Origin of the sequence: Nakamurella sp. (assembly GCF_048594475.1) — a bacterium.
Lineage (GTDB): Bacteria > Actinomycetota > Actinomycetes > Mycobacteriales > Nakamurellaceae > Nakamurella.
Genome location: NZ_JBMDXT010000529.1, coordinates 1 through 18,857, shown reverse-complemented (window position 1 = coordinate 18,857; position 18,857 = coordinate 1). Strand labels below are relative to the sequence as shown.

Below are 18,857 nucleotides of genomic sequence, written 5' to 3'. Positions count from 1 at the left end.
CCCCGCCCGGCGGGCCCGGGACCCCCCGCCCCGGGAACCCCCCCCCGCGGCCGGGCCCGGCGCCCGCCACCCGCCCCGCCCCCCGCCCGGGCGCCCCCCCCCGCCCGCCGCGGCGGCCGCTCAGGATGCCCGCCGGTCCAGCCGGCGGCGGAGGAACCGGGCGACATCGGCGATCTCCGGCATCGAGATGCTGTGGCCCAGGCCGGGATACGTCCGCTCCTCGAGTGCGGAGTGGGCGCGCAGGAACGTGACCGCCTGCCGCAGCGCCACTCCCGGCACTCGCGGGTCCTGCGGGTCGTAGCCGACGAACGCCGGCACGCCGTGCCCCGACGTCGCCATCACCTCGAGCTGATGGTCGCCCGGATGCGCGTCGTCGTAGAGATATCCGCTGAGCCCGACCAGCGCGTCGACCAGGTCGGGGTGTCGCCGCATGGTGGTGATCGCGGCGGCCATGCCCTGGGAGAACCCCAGCAGCAGTGCCGATGTCGCGTACCGGCGGATCACCCGGGCGATCAGCTCGCCGGTTCGGGCGATGTCGGCCAGCGGTGGTTGCTCCAGCAACGGACCGGGGAACCACGCGTGCCCACGCCGCCCGCCGGCCGGGTACGGGCCTCGGACGGCCACGACCCGCGCGGTCACCCCGGGCAGGACCAGGCCGACCGCGGGAAGCACGGCGATCATGTCGTTCTCGCTCGACCCGAACCCGTGCAGGAGCATCAGCGTCGGGACCGCCGGGTCGTCCGGACGGGGCCGCCCCAGCCACCGCACCTGGTGGACGGGCAGCTCGGAATCGCTCGACACGCCGCCAGGGTAACCGGCCGCGCCGGGGTCAGGACTTCGTCGCCTTCTTGCCCTTCTTGCCGCTCCCGCCCTTCTTGCCGCTCCCGCCCTTCTTGCCGCTCCCGCCCTTCGTGCCGCTCCCGCCCTTCGTGCCGCTCCCGGCCGTGGGGCCTGTCGTGCCGTTGCGGCCGATGCTCGGGAACTTCTTGTGGACGGCCGCCCGAACGGTGCGCTGCTCCTCCTCGGTGCCGTGCTGGGCGACCCGGGCCAGCGCATTGCGGGCGTGAGCCTTGTCCGGGATCGGGTACTTGCGCTTGCCCGGCAACGCGAAGGACTTCTTGTCCAGCTTCTTGCGGTTCTTGCTGGTGCTCAGGTCCTTGCTCATGGCATTGGATCCGCCGGCTCCACGTCGCCGGCGGGCCGGCCGCGATCGGCCCCACCGGCGAACTCACCGCCGCTGTAGGCACCGTCGCCGCGGAATGCGGCTCGCTCGGCGGCCTCACCCCGCGCGGTGAACCGCTCGGCATCGACCGCCCGGTCACCCGACCCCGGCCCGGTCCCGTCCTGCGGGGCGCTCGGTTCGTTCGACATTGCGACCTCCTTCACTCCTCGACCCGCTTCCGTTCCCCGGAACCAGGCGGACCAAACCCGCCGCACCGTCCCGGTCGGCTCGATTCATGCTGACGGGGAAGGTGTTTCAGCGGCCGGAGGCCAGGGCATAGCACGGTCATGGTTTCCGTGGGATATACGTTGATGACCGAACAGAGCGGCCCGCGCGAGCTGGTCCGCCATGCCGTCGCCGCGGAGGACGCCGGCTTCGACTTCGCCGTGAGCAGCGACCACTACTTTCCCTGGCTCGACGAGATGGGCCACTCCCCCAACGCCTGGGTGACCCTGGGCGCGGTCGCCCGAGCGACGGGGCGGATCGGACTGATGACCTACGTCACCGCACCGACGTACCGGTATCACCCGGCCGTCGTCGCGCAACAGGCGGCGACGCTGCAGATCCTGTCCGACAACCGGTTCACGCTCGGACTCGGCTCGGGTGAAGCCCTCAACGAGCACGTGGTCGGCACGGGCTGGCCGTCCGCCGACCTGCGTCAGGAACGACTGGTGGAGGCGGCCACCATCATCGCGCGGCTGTTCGACGGCGGGTACCTCACCTACCAGGGCCGGCACTTCCGCATCGACTCGGCCAAGCTGTGGGACCTGCCGGAACGGCGGGTGCCCGTCGGCATCGCGGTGTCCGGCCGCCAGTCGTGCGAGCTGTTCGCGCCGCTGGCCGAGGTGATGGTGGGCATCGACCCGAATCCGGAGTTGGCCTCGTGGTGGGACTCGGCCCGCGCCGGCTCCGAGGCCGGGGCGGGTTCCGGTCCGTCCCGTAAGGTCGGCCAGCTGCCCATCTCCTGGGGAGCCGACCGGGCCGCGGCGGTGAGCCGCGCCCACGAGTTGTTCCGCTGGAGCCTGGGCGGCTGGAAGGTCAACGCCGAACTGCCGGGGACGGCCGCCTTCGCCGACGCCGCCGCCACGGTGCGCGAGTCGGACGTGGCCGACCAGATCCCGTGCGGTGACGACCTCGGCGCCGTGGTCGCGGCCGCGACCGCGTTCGTCCGCGCCGGGTACACCGACCTGGCCCTGGTGCAGATCGGCGACGAGCGACAGGCGGAGTTCTTCGAAGCGTCGGGTGACATCATCCGCGCGATCCGCGGCATCGCCGGATCAGCCGGCGGCTGATCGGCCCGGCGGGCCGGCCTGGGCGAGCGGCGTCTCGTCCAGCCGGTCCCGCAACTCGTCCAGCGACGAGAACACCATCGCGGCGCCCGCCTCTTTCAGTTCGTCGACCGAGAACCCGCCGGTCCGCACGGCCAGCACCGGGATTCCCAGGCGGCCGGCGGCGATGCAGTCCCAGGTGGCGTCCCCGACCATGGCCGCCGCCGTGCCGTCGACCTTGGCCGTCGCCACTTCCAGCAGGTCCGGTGCCGGTTTGGTCGACTCCACGTCGGCCGAGGTGGTCCAGGCATCCGCCAGGTCGCGCGCGTCGAGCAGGTCCAACATGTGCTCGATGTCCTGTTCCTTGCCGGAGCTGGCCAGCACCGTCCGGAATCCGCGTCGGCGCACGTCGACCAGCAGGTCATGGGCCCCGGCGAACGGAGCGACCTCGTCCACGAAAGGGGCGAACTCCCGGCCCGAGGCATCGCGCAGGGCGTCACCGATGCGCCGTTCGACCTCCTCGCCGGCGAGATGGGTCACGATCTGGTCGCCGCCCATGCCGATGGCGCGATGGATCCGCCAGAGCGGGACGGTCAGGTCGAACCGGCGCAGGGCGCGGTACCAGGCCAGCGCGTGCTGGTAGTTGGTGTCGACCAGGGTGCCGTCGATGTCGAAGATCGCGGTGTCGGCCACGGGCCCTCCTCGGAGCCGGCCGTCCGGCCGGGTCGCCGCACACAGTTCCCGCCCGGGCGCGGCCGCAACCGGACCCGAAGGGGATCAGGACGGTCGACGATGCCGAAGGGCGCGCCCGACGCTCGACCGGTGGGCCGCCCGGCCGGTCAATGGCCAACCTCACCGTGCCGCATCGTGACTGTGACCGAAGTGCCTGCGGTACAGCGCCACTCATTCGGCCGACGGCTGAAATCGGTGCCGACGGACCGTGACATGGTTTGAAAAGTCCGTCAACCGAAAGGTAAAATCGGACGCCGCAGTCGCGACGACGGTCGAGGCGGAGGAGGCGATCACTCGTGGACGGTTCGGATCTTTCGGGCACGGCCGCCGGAGAGAACAGCCGGAACGCGGAGTGCCCTCTCGCTTCGAATGCGGCCGCCGCCCAGTTGGCCGACCAGTTCAATGCGCTCTCGGCCCGGTTGACCGAGTCCAGAAACACCCAGGAGGCGCTGCAGCGCCTGGTCGACCTCGCTCCGGAGGTCATCGAAGGGTGCGACTGGGCCGGCGTCACCCAGTACTCCACGCGTCGGGGTTTCGTCACCGCCGCAGCCAGCTCGCCGACCACCCTGCTCGTGGACCGGGTGCAGTACTTGCTGCGCGAGGGCCCGTGCGTGTCCGCGGTCGAGACCGACGGCCTGTACAGCATTCCCGATCTGCGGACCGATCGCCGGTGGCCCCGTTTCAGCGCCGCCACGGCCGCCGGTTCGCCTGTCCGCTCGGCGCTGTCGCTGACCATCAGCCCGGCGACGCCGCGGGCCGCGCTGAACCTCTACGGTCCGCATCCGTCCACCCTCCAGGACGAGGATCTGGATGTCAGCATCCTGTTCGCCACGCACGCCCAGACGCTCCTGCAGTACGTGCGAGCCACCCGGCAGGTCGCCAACCTGCAGCGCGCGCTGGCCAGCAGCCGGCTGATCGGAACGGCCATCGGAATCCTGATGTACGCCCACCGGATCACCGACGAGGAGGCCTTCCAGCGACTGGTGGCCAGCAGCCAGCACCTGAACCGCAAGCTGGCCGACATCGCCGAGGCGGTCACCCGGACCGGAGAACTCCCTCGTTAGCCAGCTCCACCCCGTGGTCCCCGGGCCCCGTCCCGCACCACCTCACCGGCCAGTAAGCCCAGCCGGCGGGTCAGCTGCGGGTGGCGAAGTGCGTAGAAGACGACGCTGCGCTCCCGACGGCCGGACACCAGCCCGATCCGGCGGAGCACGGCCAGGTGGTGGGACAGGTGCGAGATCTCCATCCCCAGCTCGTCGGCCAGCCGGCCGACGGACCGCTCTCCGCCGGCCAGGCTGTCCAGCACCCGAACCCTGGCCGGATGCGCCAGCGCTTTGAACACGGCCGCCTTCGACGTCGCAACGGCCCATTCCGGACCCTCCGTTCCGTCCGCGAATGCCGGCTCGATCTCGCCGCGCATCGTCCCGGCGCCCCCCGCCGGCCCCGCCCCGAGCGCCGGCCGCGTAGCGCACGGATCGTCCCTGTCGGCGAGCACAGCGTCCCGCCGTCCGGTCGCCGTCGGTTCGCGCCCCCGGGCCCGGTCCGACGGACCACGATCGGCCCCCATCGGTCCACTGTGATCGACCGGACTCCGGACCGCAACCGTGCGCCGCGAATACCGCCCCGGGGAAGGGGTTATCACCGGCCGGAACCGGGGACCACAGTGGGCGCCCGCGGCTGACTCGCCGACCGGCAGGCAGCAGGACTCGAGAGGACCGATCTCCATGAGCCAGGCACCCCCACCCGAAGCTGCCGAAAAGCCGGACAGTCCCACCGACCTGACCAAGCGCTCCTGGCGGTTCATCGTGCGGAAGACCGTCCGGGAGTTCTCGTCGGACGACTGCACCGACCTGGCCGCGTCCCTGACCTATTACGCCGTCCTGGCCCTGTTCCCGGCGTTGCTCGCCCTGGTCTCGTTGCTCGGCCTGGTCGGCCAGGCCGGCAACACCCAGGCCCTGACCGACGCGCTCACCGAGGTGGGTGCGGGCTCCGCCGCCACCACCATCCAGGACCAGATCGACGCGTTGACCCGCTCCCCCGCGACCGGGATCGGGCTGGTGGTCGGCGTTCTGGGCGCCCTGTGGTCGGCGTCCGGGTACGTCGGCGCGTTCGGCCGAGCGATGAACCGGATCTACGAGGTCGACGAGGGGCGCCCGTTCTACAAGCTGCGTCCGCTGCAGATGCTCGTGACCCTGGGCGCCGTGGTGCTGGCCGGGCTGGTCGCGATCGGGCTGGTGGTCTCGGGGCCGGTGGCCCGGGCGATCGGCGACGCGATCGGGCTGGGCGACACCGCCGTCACCGTGTGGAGCATCGTCAAGTGGCCGGTCCTGCTGGCGCTGGCCGCCCTGGCCATCGCCATCCTGTACTACGCGACGCCGAACGTGCGCCAGCCGAAGTTTCGCTGGCTCAGCCTCGGGGCCCTGGTCGCCATCGTTGTCTGGGTGATCGCATCGGCGCTGTTCGGTTTCTATATCGCCCACTTCGCCACTTACGACAAGACCTACGGGTCACTGGCCGGCGTGATCATCTTCCTGTTGTGGCTGTGGATCACCAACCTGGCCCTGCTTTTCGGTGCCGAACTGGACGCCGAGATGGAGCGCGGCCGCCAGCTGCAGGCCGGCATCTCGGCCGAAGAGGACATCCAGCTGCCGCTGCGCGACACGAAGCTGGTGGACAAGCGGGAACGGCAGGAGGCCCAGGACGTCGCGCGGGCCCGGGAACTGCGCCGGGACGGCGACGACCGGCGGTGACCGGAGCCGGCGTCTCCGGTCGCCGCATGCCCGGTCACGTCGCGGGCTGCCAGGTATCGATCCGGTGGCCGGACGGTGCGAACCCGTGGTTCACCCCCCAGAGCACCGCCTGAGTGCGGCTGCCCGCCCCGATCTTGCGGTAGATGGTGCGGATGTAGGACTTCACCGTGTTCGGGCTCAGGTAGCTCAGCGCGGCGATCTCGGCGTTGCTCCGCCCCTGGGTGATCAGGGCGAGGATCTCGGACTCGCGGTCGGTCAGGCCCTGGTCGCGGCCCGGCCAGTCCAGACCGGGCGTGCTGTTGACCCGCTTCTGCGGCACGCTGATCACCGTCTCTCCGTCACGGACCGCCTCCAGCGCGTCCACCAGATGCCCGGCCGGCAGCGACTTGGCCAGATACCCGTGCACCCCCTGCCGCCGCGCGGCGGCCACCAGGGCCGCGTCGAAGCTCCAGGTGTAGATGACGACCTTGCCAGCGTGGGGATTGCCCAGCAACGTGCGGAAGTCGTAGCGATCGGACTCCGGCTGGGCGAAGGTGTCGTACAGGGCGATGTCGACGTCGACCGACACCGGCTCCTTGATGTCCAGCTCGACGACCTCGACCCGGTCCCGGAACGGCGCGAGCATGTGGGCCAGCCCGTAGACGACGACGTCGTAGTCGTCGATCAGGGCGATCCGGACGGGCGCGGTCGGTGCGGTCATCTCACTCACGGTAAACCTCCCTAGGGGTGTGCCGGTCCACCCCTGGGGGCGTGTTCTGTTGAATCCGGCCGGTGGTCCCGGCCGGATCCGGACGCTCGGATCGGGAACGGGAGGACGGTGACACGATGCGGGATGCCCCCGGGGGAACGAACCGGCGGTCGGCCGCATGACCGATGCGGTGACGCCTGTTGACGGCGCCGGGAACCTCGACGGCGCGACCGTGACCAGCCCGGTGACGGACGGCGCCGCCGGAACCCACCGCCGCGGCGACGGCGAGAGTCCTTCCGCTCGGCTCGATCTGTCGGCCCTGGCCATTGCCGAGGCGGTCCGCACGGCCACCGGCCAGCCGCCCGAGGCGGGCGCCCGGCTGCTGCTCGAGCTGGCCCTGGCCGGTGGCCCCTGGTCGTCGGCCGCCGTGGCCCGCCGCCTTCCGTCCGGCGTCTGGGGGACGTGGACCGGCAGCAGCCCGCTCGCGCAGGTCTGCGATCCGATCCAGTGGGAGATCGGCGAGGGGCCTGCCCGCGAGGCGCTGGCCGCCGGACTCGTGACGGTGTCCCCACTGGTCGGCGACGGGCGCTGGCCGGCCTGGCAGACGCAGGTCGCGGCGCTCGGGGCCCGGTCCGCCGCCGCCGTCCGCCTGCATGCCGGCCACTCGCTGGGCGTGCTGTCCACCTACGGCACGGAGCCGGTCGCGCCCGACGGGGCCGCGATCGACCATCTGCGCACGATGGCGGCCCACCTGTCGGTCCTGCTGGATGCGGCCGACCGGCGGGCCAACCTCGAACGGGCGATGGTCAACCGGGGTGTCATCGGCCAGGCCATCGGGCGGCTGGTCGAGCGCTACGGCATCGCGGCCGACCGGGCCTTCGCCACCCTGCGCCGGATGTCGCAGGACGAGAACGTGAAGATGGCCGAGCTGGCGGGGGTGCTGACCCGGACCGGCGATCTGCCCGGGCTGCACCGCAGGAACGGGTGAGGACGGCACGGGGATTCGGGTTCCGCACCTCGCCCGGGATCAAACCCGGCGGGCGACACCGCCGCGGGTTTGGCCGCGGGCGCCGGGCGGAACTCATCGGCATGACCTCGACCCCGCTCGCTCCGATTGCCGTCGTCACCGGTGCCTCCAGCGGCATCGGCCGGTTCCTGGCCACCGAATTCGGCGACCGGGGCTTTGATCTCGTGCTGTGCGCCGAGGACCCCGACATCCATCGGGTGTCGGCCGAGCTGGCGCAGGGGGGCCGGTGGACACGCGCCGTGCAGGCCGACCTGGCCACGGCCGCCGGGGTCGAGGAACTGGCCCGCGCCGTCGACGAGATCGCGGTGCCGATCGACGTCCTGGCCATCAACGCCGGGGTCGGCCACGCGGGCCCGTTCGCGCGGACGTCCTTGGCGGGCGATCTGGAGGTGATCGCGGTGAACGTCACGTCGGCGGTCCACCTGACCAAGCTCCTGCTGCCTCCGATGATCGCCCACGGATCGGGCCGGATCCTGTTCACCTCCTCCGTCGCGGCCACCATGCCCGGGCCGTTCTACGCGACGTACGCGGCGTCCAAGGCCTTCGTGCAGTCCTTCGCGCAGGCCCTGCGGTACGAGCTCAAGGACACCGGCGTCAGCGTGACCGCGCTGATGCCCGGTCCGACCGACACCACCTTCTTCGACCGGGCCGGCATGCAGGACACCCCGGTGGACGACCAGGACAAGGACGACCCGGCGGGCGTCGCCCGGCAGGCCGTCGATGCGCTGGTCGCGGGCGACGACCACGTGGTGGCCGGGTCCGTCCGTCACCGGGTGCAGAGCGTCGCCGCCCGGCTGATGCCCGAGACCCTCGCGGCGTCGGCGCACGCCCGGATGACGGTGCCCGCAGGGACCGCCCCGGACAACCGCGCCGCCGGCCCCGCGGTCGACCGGGACGCCGGGTCGGGGGGTGTGGCCGGGGAGCCGGTCGGGAACTGCTGACGCCATCGCGCCGACGAAGCAGCCGAAGGAGATCCCATGCCCCCGAAGCGTCAACCGGACCAGGCCGCACCGAAAGACCTGGGCCCCACCGGCCGTTCGAGCCGCCGATCGGCCCTGTCCCCCGGTGAGCGGCGGAGCCAGAGCGGCGACTACCTCACCACCGCGCAGGGCATCCGGCTGCCCGACACGGATCATTCGCTCAAGGCCGGCCCGCGGGGACCCTCGCTGCTGGAGGACTTCCACCTGCGCGAGAAGATCACCCACTTCGACCACGAACGGATCCCGGAGCGGGTGGTGCACGCCCGGGGCGCGGCGGCGCACGGCGAGTTCGAGGCCTACGGCACCGCGGCCGCGGTGACCAAGGCCCCCTTCCTGGCCGAGAAGGGCCGCAGCACACCGGTCTTCGTCCGGTTCTCGACCGTCCTGGGATCCCGGGGGTCGGCGGACACCGTCCGCGATGTGCGGGGGTTCGCGGTCAAGTTCTACACCGCCGAGGGCGTGATGGACCTGGTCGGCAACAACATGCCCGTCTTCTTCATCCAGGACGGCATCAAGTTCCCCGACGTCATCCACGCGGGCAAGCCGCATCCCGACCGGGAGATCCCGCAGGCCCAGACCGCGCACGACACCTTCTGGGATTTCGTCTCCCTGCACACCGAGGCCACCCACCACGTGATGTGGGCGATGTCCGACCGGGGTATCCCGCGCTCCTACCGGACGATGGAGGGGTTCGGCGTGCACACCTTCCGCCTGGTCAACGCCGGCGGCGACACCTGCCTGGTCAAGTTCCACTGGAAGCCCGCGGCCGGCGTGCATTCCCTGGTCTGGGAGGAGGCCCAACTGGCCGCCGGCACCGACCCCGACTTCCATCGGCGGGACATGGCCGACGGCATCGAGAACGGCGCGTTCCTGGAGTACGAGCTGGGCATCCAGGTCTTCCCGGACACCGACGAGGAGACCTTCGAGGGCATCGACCTGCTCGACCCCACGAAAATCGTTCCGGAGGAACTCGCGCCGGTCCAGCCGATCGGCCGGCTCACCCTGAACCGCAACCCGACCAACTACTTCGCCGAGACCGAGCAGGTCGCCTTCCACACCGGCAATCTGGTGCCCGGGGTGGAGGTGACCGACGACCCGCTGATGCAAGCCCGGCTGTTCTCCTACCTGGACACCCAGCTGACCCGGCTGGGCGGGCCGAACTTCACCCAGCTGCCGATCAACTGCCCGCACGCGGCGGTGAACGACAACCTGCGCGACGGGATGCATCAGATGGCCATCCACACCGGCCTGGCCCCCTACCTGCCGAACAGCCTCGACGACGATGCGCCGCGGCCCGCGTCGGCGGCCGACGGCGGCTACGTGCAGACGCCCCGGCCGATCAACGGCCGGGCGGTGCGGGCCAATCCGGTCTCGTTCGACGACCATTTCAGCCAGGCCCGTCAGTTCTGGCTGAGCATGACCGGCATCGAACGTGTGCACATCGTGGAGGCCTTCACCTTCGAGCTCGGCAAGGTGTTCCACCGGACGGTCAAGGAGCGGATGCTCGGTGTGCTGGCCGAGATCGACGGCGAGCTGTGCGCGGCCGTGGCGGCCGGGCTGGGACTGCCGGCGCCGGCGGGCCGGCCGGCCGCCGATGTCGTGCCCTCCCCCGCGCTGTCGCAGGTCGTGACCGAGCCCGGACCGATCGCCGGTCGGGTGGTCGGCGTCGTGGCCGGCCCGGCCGCCGACCTGGCCGGCGTCCGCGCCCTGCGCACCGCCCTCCGAGCCGAAGGGGCCGTGCTGCGGGTCATCTCGGCCGCCGGCGGGGAGCTGGGGAACGGCACGACGCGGCTGGTGGTGGACCGCACGCTGCTCACGACCCGATCGGTCGAGTTCGACGCGATCTTGGTCGCCGACGGGCTGGCCGGGTTGCGGGACGTGAAGCTCACCGTGCTGCTGCAGGAGGCGTTCCGGCACTGCAAGCCGCTCGGCGGGTGGGGCGACGGCGGCGACGTGCTGGCCGACGCCGGCATCGACCTCACCGCGCCGGGCATCCTGCTCGGCGGGCCGGCCGGCCGGACAGCCGTCAAGGACACCGCGGCGGCGCTGATCGACGCGCTGGGGCGGCACCGGGTGTGGGCCAGGGCCGACCGGGTGATGGCCGGCACCTTCGGCGAAAGCTGATCGATCCGAGCGTGTTTCCCGGCGAGAACCGCCGGGGAATCTAGAGGCAGGGAACCGGCAACCCCGGGACGCCGGCGTTCCCCAGACCCGGCCGGTTCAGCCACGAGCCGGCCGGGCCGACCTCTTCGTGACCGGACATCCGCGACCCGCCGGGAAGGCTCCGCGGACCGGCCACCACCGTCGCTCGAGGACCGCACCGACGAGAAGTGCAGGTCAGCGCCGACCGGGCAGGTTTAGGCGGCCGGACGGGCGGCAACCATAGCCGTCAACGATTCCGGCCCGGACCCGCGTGGTCCGTCGAGAGAGCCGGTCCCCGTCGCCATTCCAGGGAGCGAAGCCGTGCGTGTATTGGGAGTGAACGCGCTCTTCCACGACCCGTCCGCCGCGCTGGTGATCGACGGCACGGTGGTCGCCGCGGCCGAGGAGGAACGCTTCAGCCGGCGCAAGCACGGCAAGCGCCCCGTGCCCTTCGCCGCCTGGGAGCTGCCGGAGCAGGCGATGCGCTGGTGCCTGCAGCATGCCGGGCTGCGGCCGCAGGATCTGGACGCCGTCGGGTATTCGTTCGACCCGGCCCTGGCCAAGCCGGCGGACGAGATGGGCCTGTTCGACCCGTGGGACCACCTGCGGGTGACCTACGCACAGCAGGCGCCCCAGTTCCTGGCCACCGCGCTGCCCGGGCTCGACCCGCAGCGCGTCCGGTTCGTGCCCCACCACGTCGCGCATGCGGCCTCGGCCGCGCTCGCCTGCGGGGACCGGGCGGCCGGCGTCCTGGTGCTCGACGGCCGGGGCGAACGCGCGTCCCATCTGGCCGGGCATTACACCGATGGCCGGTTGACGGTCCTTGCCTCCCAGGAGCTTCCGCACTCGCTCGGCCTGCTGTACGAGTCGCTGACCGAGCATCTGGGGTTCCTGCGGTCCAGCGACGAGTACAAGGTGATGGCCCTGGCCTCGTACGGACGGCCGCGCTTCCTCGACGAGTTGCGGACCCTGGTCCGGGCGACCGGCGACGGCGGCTTCCGGGCCGAGCCGCCGGACTGGAGCCGGTGGGCCCCGCGCCGGGTCGACGACGGCCGGACCTGGGGCGGCGCACACGCCGACCTGGCCTGCTCGGTCCAGACCCGGCTGGAGGAGGTGCTGGTCGACCTGGCCCGGTGGATCCACGAGCAGACCGGCGGCCGCCTGCTCACCCTGGCCGGCGGCACCGCCCTGAACTGTGTGGCGAACTCGCGGATCTGGCGGGACACGCCGTTCGACGACGTCTGGGTGCAGCCCGCCGCCGGCGACGCCGGCACCGCGCTGGGCGCCGCCCTGCAACTCACCGCCGACGAGGGCCTTTCCGTCGCGGGGATGCCGTCGGCCGCCCTGGGCCCCGGGTTCGACGACGAGGAACTGGCCGCCCACCTGCGCACCGCCCGGGTGCCGTTCGAGACGCCGGCGACGCTGGCCGACGACGTGGCCGAGATCCTCGCCGGGAACGGCATCATCGCCTGGTTCGACGGGCGCAGCGAGTTCGGGCCGCGGGCCCTGGGCCAGCGCTCGCTGCTGGCCCACCCCGGCGTCACGTCGAACCTGGAGCGGCTCAACGACATCAAGGGCCGCGAGCAGTTCCGGCCGGTCGCCCCGATGGTGCTCGAGCGGTTCGCGGACGAGATCTTCACCGGCGGGCCGATGCCCAGCCCGTACATGCTCTTCGTGCACCGGGTCCGCCCGGAGTGGGCGGCTCGCATCCCGGCCGTCGTGCACGTGGACGGGACCGCGCGCATCCAGACCGTCGACCCGGCCCGGCAGCCGCGGCTGGGCGCCACCATCGAGGCGTTCCGCTCGCGCACCGGCCTCCCGGTCCTGGTCAACACCAGCCTGAACACGGCCGGGCGGCCGATGGTCAACGACCCGCGGGACGCCCTCGAGCTGTTCGGCTCCACCCCGGTGGACGCCCTGGTGCTCGGCCCGCACCTGGTCCGCCGGGCCGGGCTGTTCGGGGCATCGGCATGACCACCGGACCGGACCGCGAGCCGGACGGCGCCGCCTATGCGGTCGTCGTGCCGACGGTGGGTCGGCCGTCGCTGCAGCGGCTGCTGACGTCGCTGACCGGGCAGCACGCCTGCGCCGACCACCCGCGCCCGCGCCGGATCGTGCTGGTCGACGACCGGCCGGATCCCTCGCCCCCGCTGCGGCCCGCCATCCCGGCCGGGCCGGACCGGCCCACGCTCACGGTGCTGCGCGCGCACGGGCGCGGCCCGGCGGCCGCACGCAACGTCGGCTGGCGGTCGGTGTCCGAGCCGTGGGTGGTGTTCCTCGACGACGACGTGCTGCTGCCCGACGGCTGGAGCCGGTTGCTGGCCGCCGACCTCTGGGCGGCCGGGCCGGTGGACGGCGGGATCCAGGCCCGGATCGAGGTGCCGCTGCCGGCCGACCGGCGGCCGACCGACTGGGAGCGGAGCACCGCGGGACTGGCCGACGCGCGCTGGATCACCGCCGACATGGCCTACCGGCGAGCGGCTCTGGCCGCGGTCGGCGGCTTCGACGAGCGCTTCCCCCGGGCCTACCGGGAGGACGCGGATCTGGCGTTGCGGGTGCGCGAGGCCGGCTGGCGGCTGGTGCGCGGCCGGCGCACCACCGTGCATCCGGTGCGACCGGCCGGACCCTGGGTGAGCCTGCGCGCCCAGGCCGGGACCGCCGACGACGCGCTGATGCGACGCCGCCACGGCCGCTCCTGGCGGCGGCGGGCCGAGGCCGGCCGGGGCCGGTTGCCGGTGCACGCGATCACCGTGGCGGCGACGGCCGCCGGACTCGGCCTGCTGGTCACCGGCCGGCGCGGGGCGGCCCGTTGGCCGCTCGCCGGCGCGGCGCTGCTGACCGCCGATTTCGCCCGCCGGCGGGTCGCGCCCGGGCCGTCCCCGGCGAGCCGGGACGGCCGGCGCGAATGGGGCCGGATGTTGATGACCAGCGCGCTGATCCCGCCGCAGGCCGTCTGGCACCGGATCCGCGGCACGCTGCGGCACCGCACCGCCGGCCCGTGGCCCGGTCCGGTGCGGGCGGTGCTGTTCGACCGGGACGGCACCCTGGTGCACGACGTCCCCTCCACCGGCGACCCGGCCCGGGTGGTGCCCACCGCGGGGGCGGCGGGGGCGCTCGCCCGGCTACGGGCGGCCGGGCTGCGCGTGGCGGTGGTGTCCAACCAGTCCGGGATCGCGCGCGGGCTGCTCACCCCCCGCCAGGTCACCGCGGTGAACCGGCGGGTGGAGGACGTCCTCGGACCCTTCGATGCCTGGCAGGTCTGCCCGCATGCCCCGGAGGACGGTTGCCGGTGCCGCAAGCCGGAGCCCGGTCTGGTGCTCGACGCCGCCCGCCGGCTGGGGGTGCCGCCGTACCAGTGCGCGGTGGTCGGTGACATCGGCGCGGACGTCGGTGCGGCGATCGCGGCCGGCGCCCGTCCCGTGCTCGTGCCGACCCCGGTGACCCGGGCGGCGGAGATCGCCACCGCGCCCGCCATCGCCGGGACCCTCCCGGAGGCGACGCAACTGATCCTGCAGCAGCTGTCGGCCGGGCCGGCCGGGGGCCCGCGATGACCGCCCGACCCCCCTCCGGTCCGGTGCTGGCCGTCCGGCTGGACAGTGACGGCGACGTCCTGCTGACCGGACCGGCCGTCCGGGCCCTGGCCGGTACCGGTGACCCGGTCGACCTGCTCGTCTCCCCCGCCGGCCGGTCCGCCGCCGGCCTGCTGCCCGGCGTCCGCGAGGTGCTGGTGTTCGACGCCCCCTGGACGGGTTTCCGACCACCCCCGCTGTCGGCCCCGACCATGGCCCGCCTGATCGCCGAGCTGGCCGCCCGGCGGTACCGCCGGGCCGTCGTGTTCACCTCGTTCCACCAGAGCCCGCTGCCGATGGCCCTGCTGGCCCGCTGGGCGGGTGTCGAGTGGATCGCCGCCACCAGCGTCGACTACCCGGGGTCGCTGGTGGACCTGCGGCACGTCCGGCCGCCCGGCCATGAGGTGACCGCGGCCCTCGACCTGGCCGTGGCCGCCGGGGGCGTCCTCCCGGCCGGCGACGACGGGCGGTTGCGGGTCCACCGGCCCCTGCCGCCGGCCGATCATCTGGCCCCGGCCGGCGATGCCGTCGTGGTGCACCCGGCAGCGTCCGTACCGGCCCGGTCGCTGCGCCCCGATCACGCCCGCCGGATCGCCGGCGGGCTCGTCCGGCGGGGGTGGCCGGTGGTGGTGACCGGGACGGCGGCGGACCGCGCCGCCGAGCCGGACATCGGCGCCGGCGTCATCGATCTGCGCGGGCGGACCACCCTGCCCGAGCTGGCCGCGGTGCTGGCCGGCGCCCGCTGTGTGGTGGCCGCCAACACCGGTCCGGCGCATCTCGCCGCCGCCGTCGGCACCCCCGTCGTCTCGCTGTTCGCCCCGGTCGTGCCGGCCGAGCGCTGGGCACCGTACGGCGTGCCGTCGATCCTGCTGGGCGACCAGGAGGCGCCCTGCCGCGACACCCGGGCCCGCCTGTGCCCGGTGCCCGGCCACCCGTGCCTGGGTGGAGTAACCCCGGACCAGGTCGCCGACGCGGTCGCGGCCCTGGCGCCGGCCGGGCCGCGGGCGGGGACCGCCCGGGGGGCCGCGGCGGTGCCGGCATGAGAATCCTCGTCTGGCACGTGCACGGCTCGTGGCTCACCTCCTTCGTCCAGGGCCCCGACGAGTACCTGGTGCCCGTGCTGCCCGACCGCGGACCCGACGGCCGGGGCCGCGCTCGCACATTCGCCTGGCCGGCGACCGTCCGGGAGGTGACGCCGGCCGAGATCGACGGCTCCGGCGTGGATGTCGTCGTCCTGCAGCGACCGCAGGACGGCGCCCTGCTGCGCGCCTGGACCGGCCGCCGGGCCGGCCGCGACCTGCCCGCCGTCTACGTCGAGCACAACACGCCCGGCGGACCCGCCGCCGCCACCACGCACCCGCTGGCCGGGCGCAGCGACATCCCGATCGCGCACGTCACCGCGTTCAACGCGCTGATGTGGGATTGCGGCCGGGCCCCGACCACGGTCGTCGAGCACGGGGTGCCCGATCCGGGTCACCGCTACCTGGGCACGCTGCCGCGGCTCGCCGCGGTGGTCAACGAACCAGTACGCCGCCGTCGGGTCGCCGGCACCGACGTGCTGCTGCGGCTCGCCGCCGAACTGCCGGTCGAGGTCTTCGGCATGGGGCTGGCCGGCCTGCCGGGACCGCCCGGCGGCCCGGTCGAGCGCCACGAGGACGTGCCGCAGTCTTTGCTGCACCTGGCCCTGGGCAGCGCCCGGGCCTACCTGCACCCGTACCGGTGGACCAGCCTGGGTCTGGCGCTCATCGAAGCGATGATGCTCGGCCTGCCGGTGCTGGCCGTCGACGCCGCGGCCACCCACGACGCGGTGCCGGCCGACGCCGGCGTGGTCAGTGCCGACCCGCGCGTGCTCCTGGACGCCGGCCGGCGCTGGCTGGCCGATCCCGCCGAGGCCGCCGGCTACGGCGCGAATGCCCGCCGATATGCGGTGCGGCGCTTCGGCATCGACCGGTTCCTGACCGATTGGCAAACCCTGCTCAAGGAGGTGGCCCGATGAGAATCGCCATGGTGTCCGAACACGCCAGCCCGCTCGCCACGCTCGGCGGCGTGGATGCGGGCGGCCAGAACGTCCATGTCGCGGCGCTCGCGCGGACGCTCGCCGCGGACGGCCACGCGGTGACCGTCTACACCCGCCGGGACGGGACCACCGTCCCCGAGGTGGTCACCATGCCCGGCGGGGTCCAGGTGGTGCAGGTACCGGCGGGCCCGCCCGAACCCATCCCCAAGGACGAGATGCTGCCGTTCATGGGCCGTTTCGGCGACTGGATGGCCGACCACTGGCGCCGCACCGGCCCGCCGGACGTCGTGCACGCGCACTTCTGGATGTCCGGCCTGGCCGCGCTGCGGGCCGGCGGGGCGCTGGGGGTCCCGGTTGCCCAGACCTATCACGCCCTGGGTGTGACCAAGCGGCGGCACCAGGGCGAGAAGGACACCAGCCCGTCGGGCCGCGTGCAGTTCGAGCAGTTCATCGGCCGGCGGGCCGACCTGATCATCGCCACCTGCACGGACGAGGTGCGGGAGCTGACCGGAATGGGCGTCGACCCGGTCACCGTCACCGTCGTGCCGTGCGGCGTCGACCTGGACCTGTTCCGGCCCGGGGCGCCGAGCGCCCCGCGGCCGGGCACCGGGCCGTTCCGCCTGCTGTGCCTGGGCCGCCTGGTCGAGCGCAAGGGGGTGGACACGGTGCTGCGGGCGTTGGCCCTGGTGCCCGACGCGCACCTGGTCGTCGCCGGCGGCCCGCCGGCCGACGGATTGCCCACCGATCCGGAGGCGGTGCGCCTCGCGGCGCTCGCGACCGAGCTGGCCGTCGGCGACCGGGTCCGGTTCATCGGCGGTCTCGACCACCGGGCGGTGCCCGGACAGGTCCGCGCGGCCGACGTCGTCGTCTGCACCCCCTGGTACGAGCCGTTCGGCATCGTGCCGCTGGAGGCCGCCGGCTGCGGCCGCCCGGTCGTGGGCAGTGCCGTCGGGGGGCTGCTGGACACGGTCGAGGACGGCATGACCGGGCTGCTGGTCCCGCCCCGGGATCCGGAGTCGCTGGCCGCCGCCCAGCTGCGCCAGCGGGGCGACCCGGCCCGCCGCGCCCCCCTGGGCCGGGCGGCCCGGCCCCGGGCCGAGGAGCGCTACGGCTGGCCGACGGTCGGCCGGGCCACCCTCGCGGCCTACCGGACCGTCGTGGTGCGGCCGAGCCGCCGCCGGGATCCGGCGGTGACGGTATGACGGCGACCCGGACCTGGCTGCTCGACCACGAGCAGCAGGTGACCCGCGCGCTGGCCGGGATCCGGGCGGACGCGGCCACCGTCGACCGGTGGGGTCGCACGCTGGCCCGCCGCCTCGTCGACGGTGGCCGGCTGCTGGTCGCCGGGAACGGCGGCAGCGCGGCCGAGGCCCAACACCTGACCGCCGAACTGGTCGGCCGGTTCCTGGACGAGCGCCGGCCGCTGTCGGCGATCTGCCTGTCGGCCGAGACCTCCAGCCTCACCGCCATCGTCAACGACTACGGGGCGGACGAGATGTTCGCCCGCCAGGTCGCCGCGCACGGCCGGCCGGGGGACGTGGTGCTGCTGCTGTCCACATCGGGACGCAGCCCCAACGTGCTGCGGGCGGCCGAACGGGCGACCGGGCTGGGCATCCGGACCTGGGCCCTGACCGGGCCGGCCCCCAACCCGCTGGCCACCGGTTGCGACGAGGCGGTGGCCGTCGACGCGCCGGCCACGGCGGTCGTGCAGGCGGTGCATCTGGTGCTGGTGCACGCGCTGTGCGCGGCGGTGGACGCCCATCTCGCGGCGGCGACGCCGGTCCCGGCCCAGGTCGCGCCGCGCCGCCCGGTCCGCCGACCCGGTGGGGACCTCGAGGAGCTGACCGGATGAGCGGCCCCGCGCCCGTCACGGTGGTGGTCGTGGGGGACGTGATCCTGGACCGCACGGTCGAGGGCACCAGCGACCGGCTCTGTCCGGACGCCCCGGTCCCGGTCATCGACGTCACCGCCACGGTCGAGTCCCCCGGCGGGGCCGGCCTGGCCGCCCTGATGCTGGCCGGGTCCGGCGCCGCGGTCACCCTGGTGACGGCGATCGGCGACGACCCGGCCGGCCGCCGGCTGATCCAGCTGCTGGCCGGCCGGACGACCGTCGTGGCCTGCACCCAGGCCGGGCCCACCCGGAGCAAGAGCCGGGTGCGCAGCGCCGGCCAGTCCCTGGTGCGGCTGGACGAGGGCGGCCCGGCCCGCCCGACCGGCGTCCCGCTGGCCGCCGTCCGCGCCGCCCTCGACGCCGCCGACGCGGTCCTGGTCTCCGACTACGGCGCCGGTGTGACGGCCGACCCGGAACTCCGCTCGCTGCTGGCGGCGGCGGCCGCCCGGGTGCCCGTGGTCTGGGACCCGCACCCGCGGGGCGCGCCCCCGGTGGCCGGAACGACGCTCGTCACCCCGAATCTCGCCGAGGCCCGGCAGGCCCTGGTCGGTACCGGCGCCGGGCCGGACGA

19 protein-coding genes are annotated in these 18,857 nt (G+C 74.0%); 13 read left to right on the top strand and 6 right to left on the bottom strand.

The genetic code is table 11. The features are described 5' to 3' along the window. Positions 1-120: 120 nt before the first annotated feature. From ACOJUF_RS23815 to ACOJUF_RS23805, 3 genes are read right to left on the bottom strand one after another with little or no spacing between them, the layout of a single operon-like run. On the bottom strand, positions 121-801 hold the full coding sequence (locus tag ACOJUF_RS23815) for an alpha/beta hydrolase (RefSeq protein ID WP_420124293.1): 681 nt from the start codon (positions 799-801) through the stop codon (positions 121-123). Positions 802-829: 28 nt separating this feature from the next. Further along, the gene (locus tag ACOJUF_RS23810; RefSeq protein WP_420124292.1) at positions 830-1,165 is read right to left on the bottom strand and encodes a DUF6582 domain-containing protein; all 336 of its coding nucleotides are present in this window, start codon (positions 1,163-1,165) and stop codon (positions 830-832) included. Then, positions 1,162-1,371 (bottom strand): hypothetical protein, encoded by a 210-nt coding sequence (locus ACOJUF_RS23805; protein WP_420124291.1) that lies wholly within the window; start codon positions 1,369-1,371, stop codon positions 1,162-1,164. The genes ACOJUF_RS23810 and ACOJUF_RS23805 overlap by 4 nt, the downstream gene beginning before the upstream one ends. Positions 1,372-1,509: 138 nt before the next feature. Between ACOJUF_RS23805 and ACOJUF_RS23800 the strand changes: the two genes are divergently transcribed. Beyond that, positions 1,510-2,514, top strand: a complete 1,005-nt coding sequence (locus ACOJUF_RS23800; RefSeq protein ID WP_420124290.1) for a TIGR03557 family F420-dependent LLM class oxidoreductase — start codon at positions 1,510-1,512, stop codon at positions 2,512-2,514. Here ACOJUF_RS23800 and ACOJUF_RS23795 read toward each other — a convergent pair. After that, positions 2,500-3,183, bottom strand: a complete 684-nt coding sequence (locus ACOJUF_RS23795) for an HAD family hydrolase (RefSeq protein ID WP_420124289.1) — start codon at positions 3,181-3,183, stop codon at positions 2,500-2,502. The genes ACOJUF_RS23800 and ACOJUF_RS23795 overlap by 15 nt on opposite strands. A gap of 425 nt (positions 3,184-3,608) precedes the next feature. Between ACOJUF_RS23795 and ACOJUF_RS23790 the strand changes: the two genes are divergently transcribed. Further along, positions 3,609-4,286, top strand: coding sequence for a GAF and ANTAR domain-containing protein (locus tag ACOJUF_RS23790; protein WP_420124288.1), 678 nt, complete (start codon positions 3,609-3,611; stop codon positions 4,284-4,286). Here the strand turns inward: ACOJUF_RS23790 and ACOJUF_RS23785 are convergent. Further along, the gene (locus ACOJUF_RS23785; protein WP_420124287.1) at positions 4,283-4,564 is read right to left on the bottom strand and encodes an ArsR/SmtB family transcription factor; all 282 of its coding nucleotides are present in this window, start codon (positions 4,562-4,564) and stop codon (positions 4,283-4,285) included. The two genes, ACOJUF_RS23790 and ACOJUF_RS23785, sit on opposite strands and share 4 nt — an antisense overlap. Positions 4,565-4,946: 382 nt before the next feature. On the opposite strand from ACOJUF_RS23785, the gene ACOJUF_RS23780 reads away from it, so the two are divergent. Continuing rightward, entirely contained in the window at positions 4,947-5,972 is a 1,026-nt protein-coding gene (locus ACOJUF_RS23780) for a YihY/virulence factor BrkB family protein (protein ID WP_420124286.1), read from the top strand. Positions 5,973-6,006: 34 nt separating this feature from the next. Here the strand turns inward: ACOJUF_RS23780 and ACOJUF_RS23775 are convergent, their stop codons facing one another. Beyond that, a complete protein-coding gene (locus ACOJUF_RS23775; protein WP_420124285.1) occupies positions 6,007-6,672 on the bottom strand; it encodes a DNA-binding response regulator in 666 nt (221 codons plus the stop codon). Between the two features lie 178 nt (positions 6,673-6,850). On the opposite strand from ACOJUF_RS23775, the gene ACOJUF_RS23770 reads away from it, so the two are divergent. The 10 genes from ACOJUF_RS23770 to ACOJUF_RS23725 form a co-directional block, all read left to right on the top strand. Beyond that, on the top strand, positions 6,851-7,648 hold the full coding sequence (locus ACOJUF_RS23770) for an ANTAR domain-containing protein (protein ID WP_420124284.1): 798 nt from the start codon (positions 6,851-6,853) through the stop codon (positions 7,646-7,648). A 101-nt stretch (positions 7,649-7,749) separates the two neighbouring features. Beyond that, complete coding sequence (locus ACOJUF_RS23765; RefSeq protein ID WP_420124283.1) at positions 7,750-8,628, top strand: SDR family NAD(P)-dependent oxidoreductase; 879 nt, start codon at positions 7,750-7,752, stop codon at positions 8,626-8,628. 36 nt (positions 8,629-8,664) lie between these two features. Beyond that, on the top strand, positions 8,665-10,791 hold the full coding sequence (locus ACOJUF_RS23760) for a catalase (protein WP_420124282.1): 2,127 nt from the start codon (positions 8,665-8,667) through the stop codon (positions 10,789-10,791). 339 nt (positions 10,792-11,130) lie between these two features. Then, entirely contained in the window at positions 11,131-12,783 is a 1,653-nt protein-coding gene (locus ACOJUF_RS23755) for a carbamoyltransferase (protein ID WP_420124281.1), read from the top strand. Then, on the top strand, positions 12,780-14,360 hold the full coding sequence (locus tag ACOJUF_RS23750) for an HAD-IIIA family hydrolase (protein WP_420124280.1): 1,581 nt from the start codon (positions 12,780-12,782) through the stop codon (positions 14,358-14,360). Before ACOJUF_RS23755 ends, ACOJUF_RS23750 begins: the two co-directional genes overlap by 4 nt. Next, positions 14,357-15,421 (top strand): glycosyltransferase family 9 protein, encoded by a 1,065-nt coding sequence (locus ACOJUF_RS23745; protein WP_420124279.1) that lies wholly within the window; start codon positions 14,357-14,359, stop codon positions 15,419-15,421. The genes ACOJUF_RS23750 and ACOJUF_RS23745 overlap by 4 nt, the downstream gene beginning before the upstream one ends. Further along, entirely contained in the window at positions 15,418-16,374 is a 957-nt protein-coding gene (locus ACOJUF_RS23740; RefSeq protein WP_420124278.1) for a glycosyltransferase, read from the top strand. The genes ACOJUF_RS23745 and ACOJUF_RS23740 overlap by 4 nt, the downstream gene beginning before the upstream one ends. Next, positions 16,371-17,597 carry a glycosyltransferase gene (locus ACOJUF_RS23735; RefSeq protein WP_420124277.1) on the top strand — a complete coding sequence of 409 codons (1,227 nt, stop codon included), beginning with the start codon at positions 16,371-16,373 and terminating at the stop codon, positions 17,595-17,597. The genes ACOJUF_RS23740 and ACOJUF_RS23735 overlap by 4 nt, the downstream gene beginning before the upstream one ends. Continuing rightward, positions 17,594-18,247 carry a D-sedoheptulose-7-phosphate isomerase gene (locus ACOJUF_RS23730; RefSeq protein ID WP_420124276.1) on the top strand — a complete coding sequence of 218 codons (654 nt, stop codon included), beginning with the start codon at positions 17,594-17,596 and terminating at the stop codon, positions 18,245-18,247. The genes ACOJUF_RS23735 and ACOJUF_RS23730 overlap by 4 nt, the downstream gene beginning before the upstream one ends. Beyond that, positions 18,244-18,857 (top strand): PfkB family carbohydrate kinase (locus ACOJUF_RS23725; protein WP_420124275.1); only part of this gene is annotated, 614 nt, incomplete at its 3' end. The genes ACOJUF_RS23730 and ACOJUF_RS23725, both read left to right, overlap by 4 nt.

What these genes read in the sequence shown, in the direction of transcription:
- ACOJUF_RS23810 (WP_420124292.1), bottom strand. Translation starts at nt 1,165, where the DNA reads ATGAGCAAGGACCTGAGCACCAGCAAGAACCGCAAGAAGCTGGACAAG.
- ACOJUF_RS23730 (WP_420124276.1), top strand. Translation starts at nt 17,594, where the DNA reads ATGACGGCGACCCGGACCTGGCTGCTCGACCACGAGCAGCAGGTGACC.
- ACOJUF_RS23780 (WP_420124286.1), top strand. Translation starts at nt 4,947, where the DNA reads ATGAGCCAGGCACCCCCACCCGAAGCTGCCGAAAAGCCGGACAGTCCC.
- ACOJUF_RS23750 (WP_420124280.1), top strand. Translation starts at nt 12,780, where the DNA reads ATGACCACCGGACCGGACCGCGAGCCGGACGGCGCCGCCTATGCGGTC.
- ACOJUF_RS23740 (WP_420124278.1), top strand. Translation starts at nt 15,418, where the DNA reads ATGAGAATCCTCGTCTGGCACGTGCACGGCTCGTGGCTCACCTCCTTC.
- ACOJUF_RS23765 (WP_420124283.1), top strand. Translation starts at nt 7,750, where the DNA reads ATGACCTCGACCCCGCTCGCTCCGATTGCCGTCGTCACCGGTGCCTCC.
- ACOJUF_RS23775 (WP_420124285.1), bottom strand. Translation starts at nt 6,672, where the DNA reads ATGACCGCACCGACCGCGCCCGTCCGGATCGCCCTGATCGACGACTAC.
- ACOJUF_RS23735 (WP_420124277.1), top strand. Translation starts at nt 16,371, where the DNA reads ATGAGAATCGCCATGGTGTCCGAACACGCCAGCCCGCTCGCCACGCTC.
- ACOJUF_RS23805 (WP_420124291.1), bottom strand. Translation starts at nt 1,371, where the DNA reads ATGTCGAACGAACCGAGCGCCCCGCAGGACGGGACCGGGCCGGGGTCG.
- ACOJUF_RS23760 (WP_420124282.1), top strand. Translation starts at nt 8,665, where the DNA reads ATGCCCCCGAAGCGTCAACCGGACCAGGCCGCACCGAAAGACCTGGGC.
- ACOJUF_RS23745 (WP_420124279.1), top strand. Translation starts at nt 14,357, where the DNA reads ATGACCGCCCGACCCCCCTCCGGTCCGGTGCTGGCCGTCCGGCTGGAC.
- ACOJUF_RS23800 (WP_420124290.1), top strand. Translation starts at nt 1,510, where the DNA reads ATGGTTTCCGTGGGATATACGTTGATGACCGAACAGAGCGGCCCGCGC.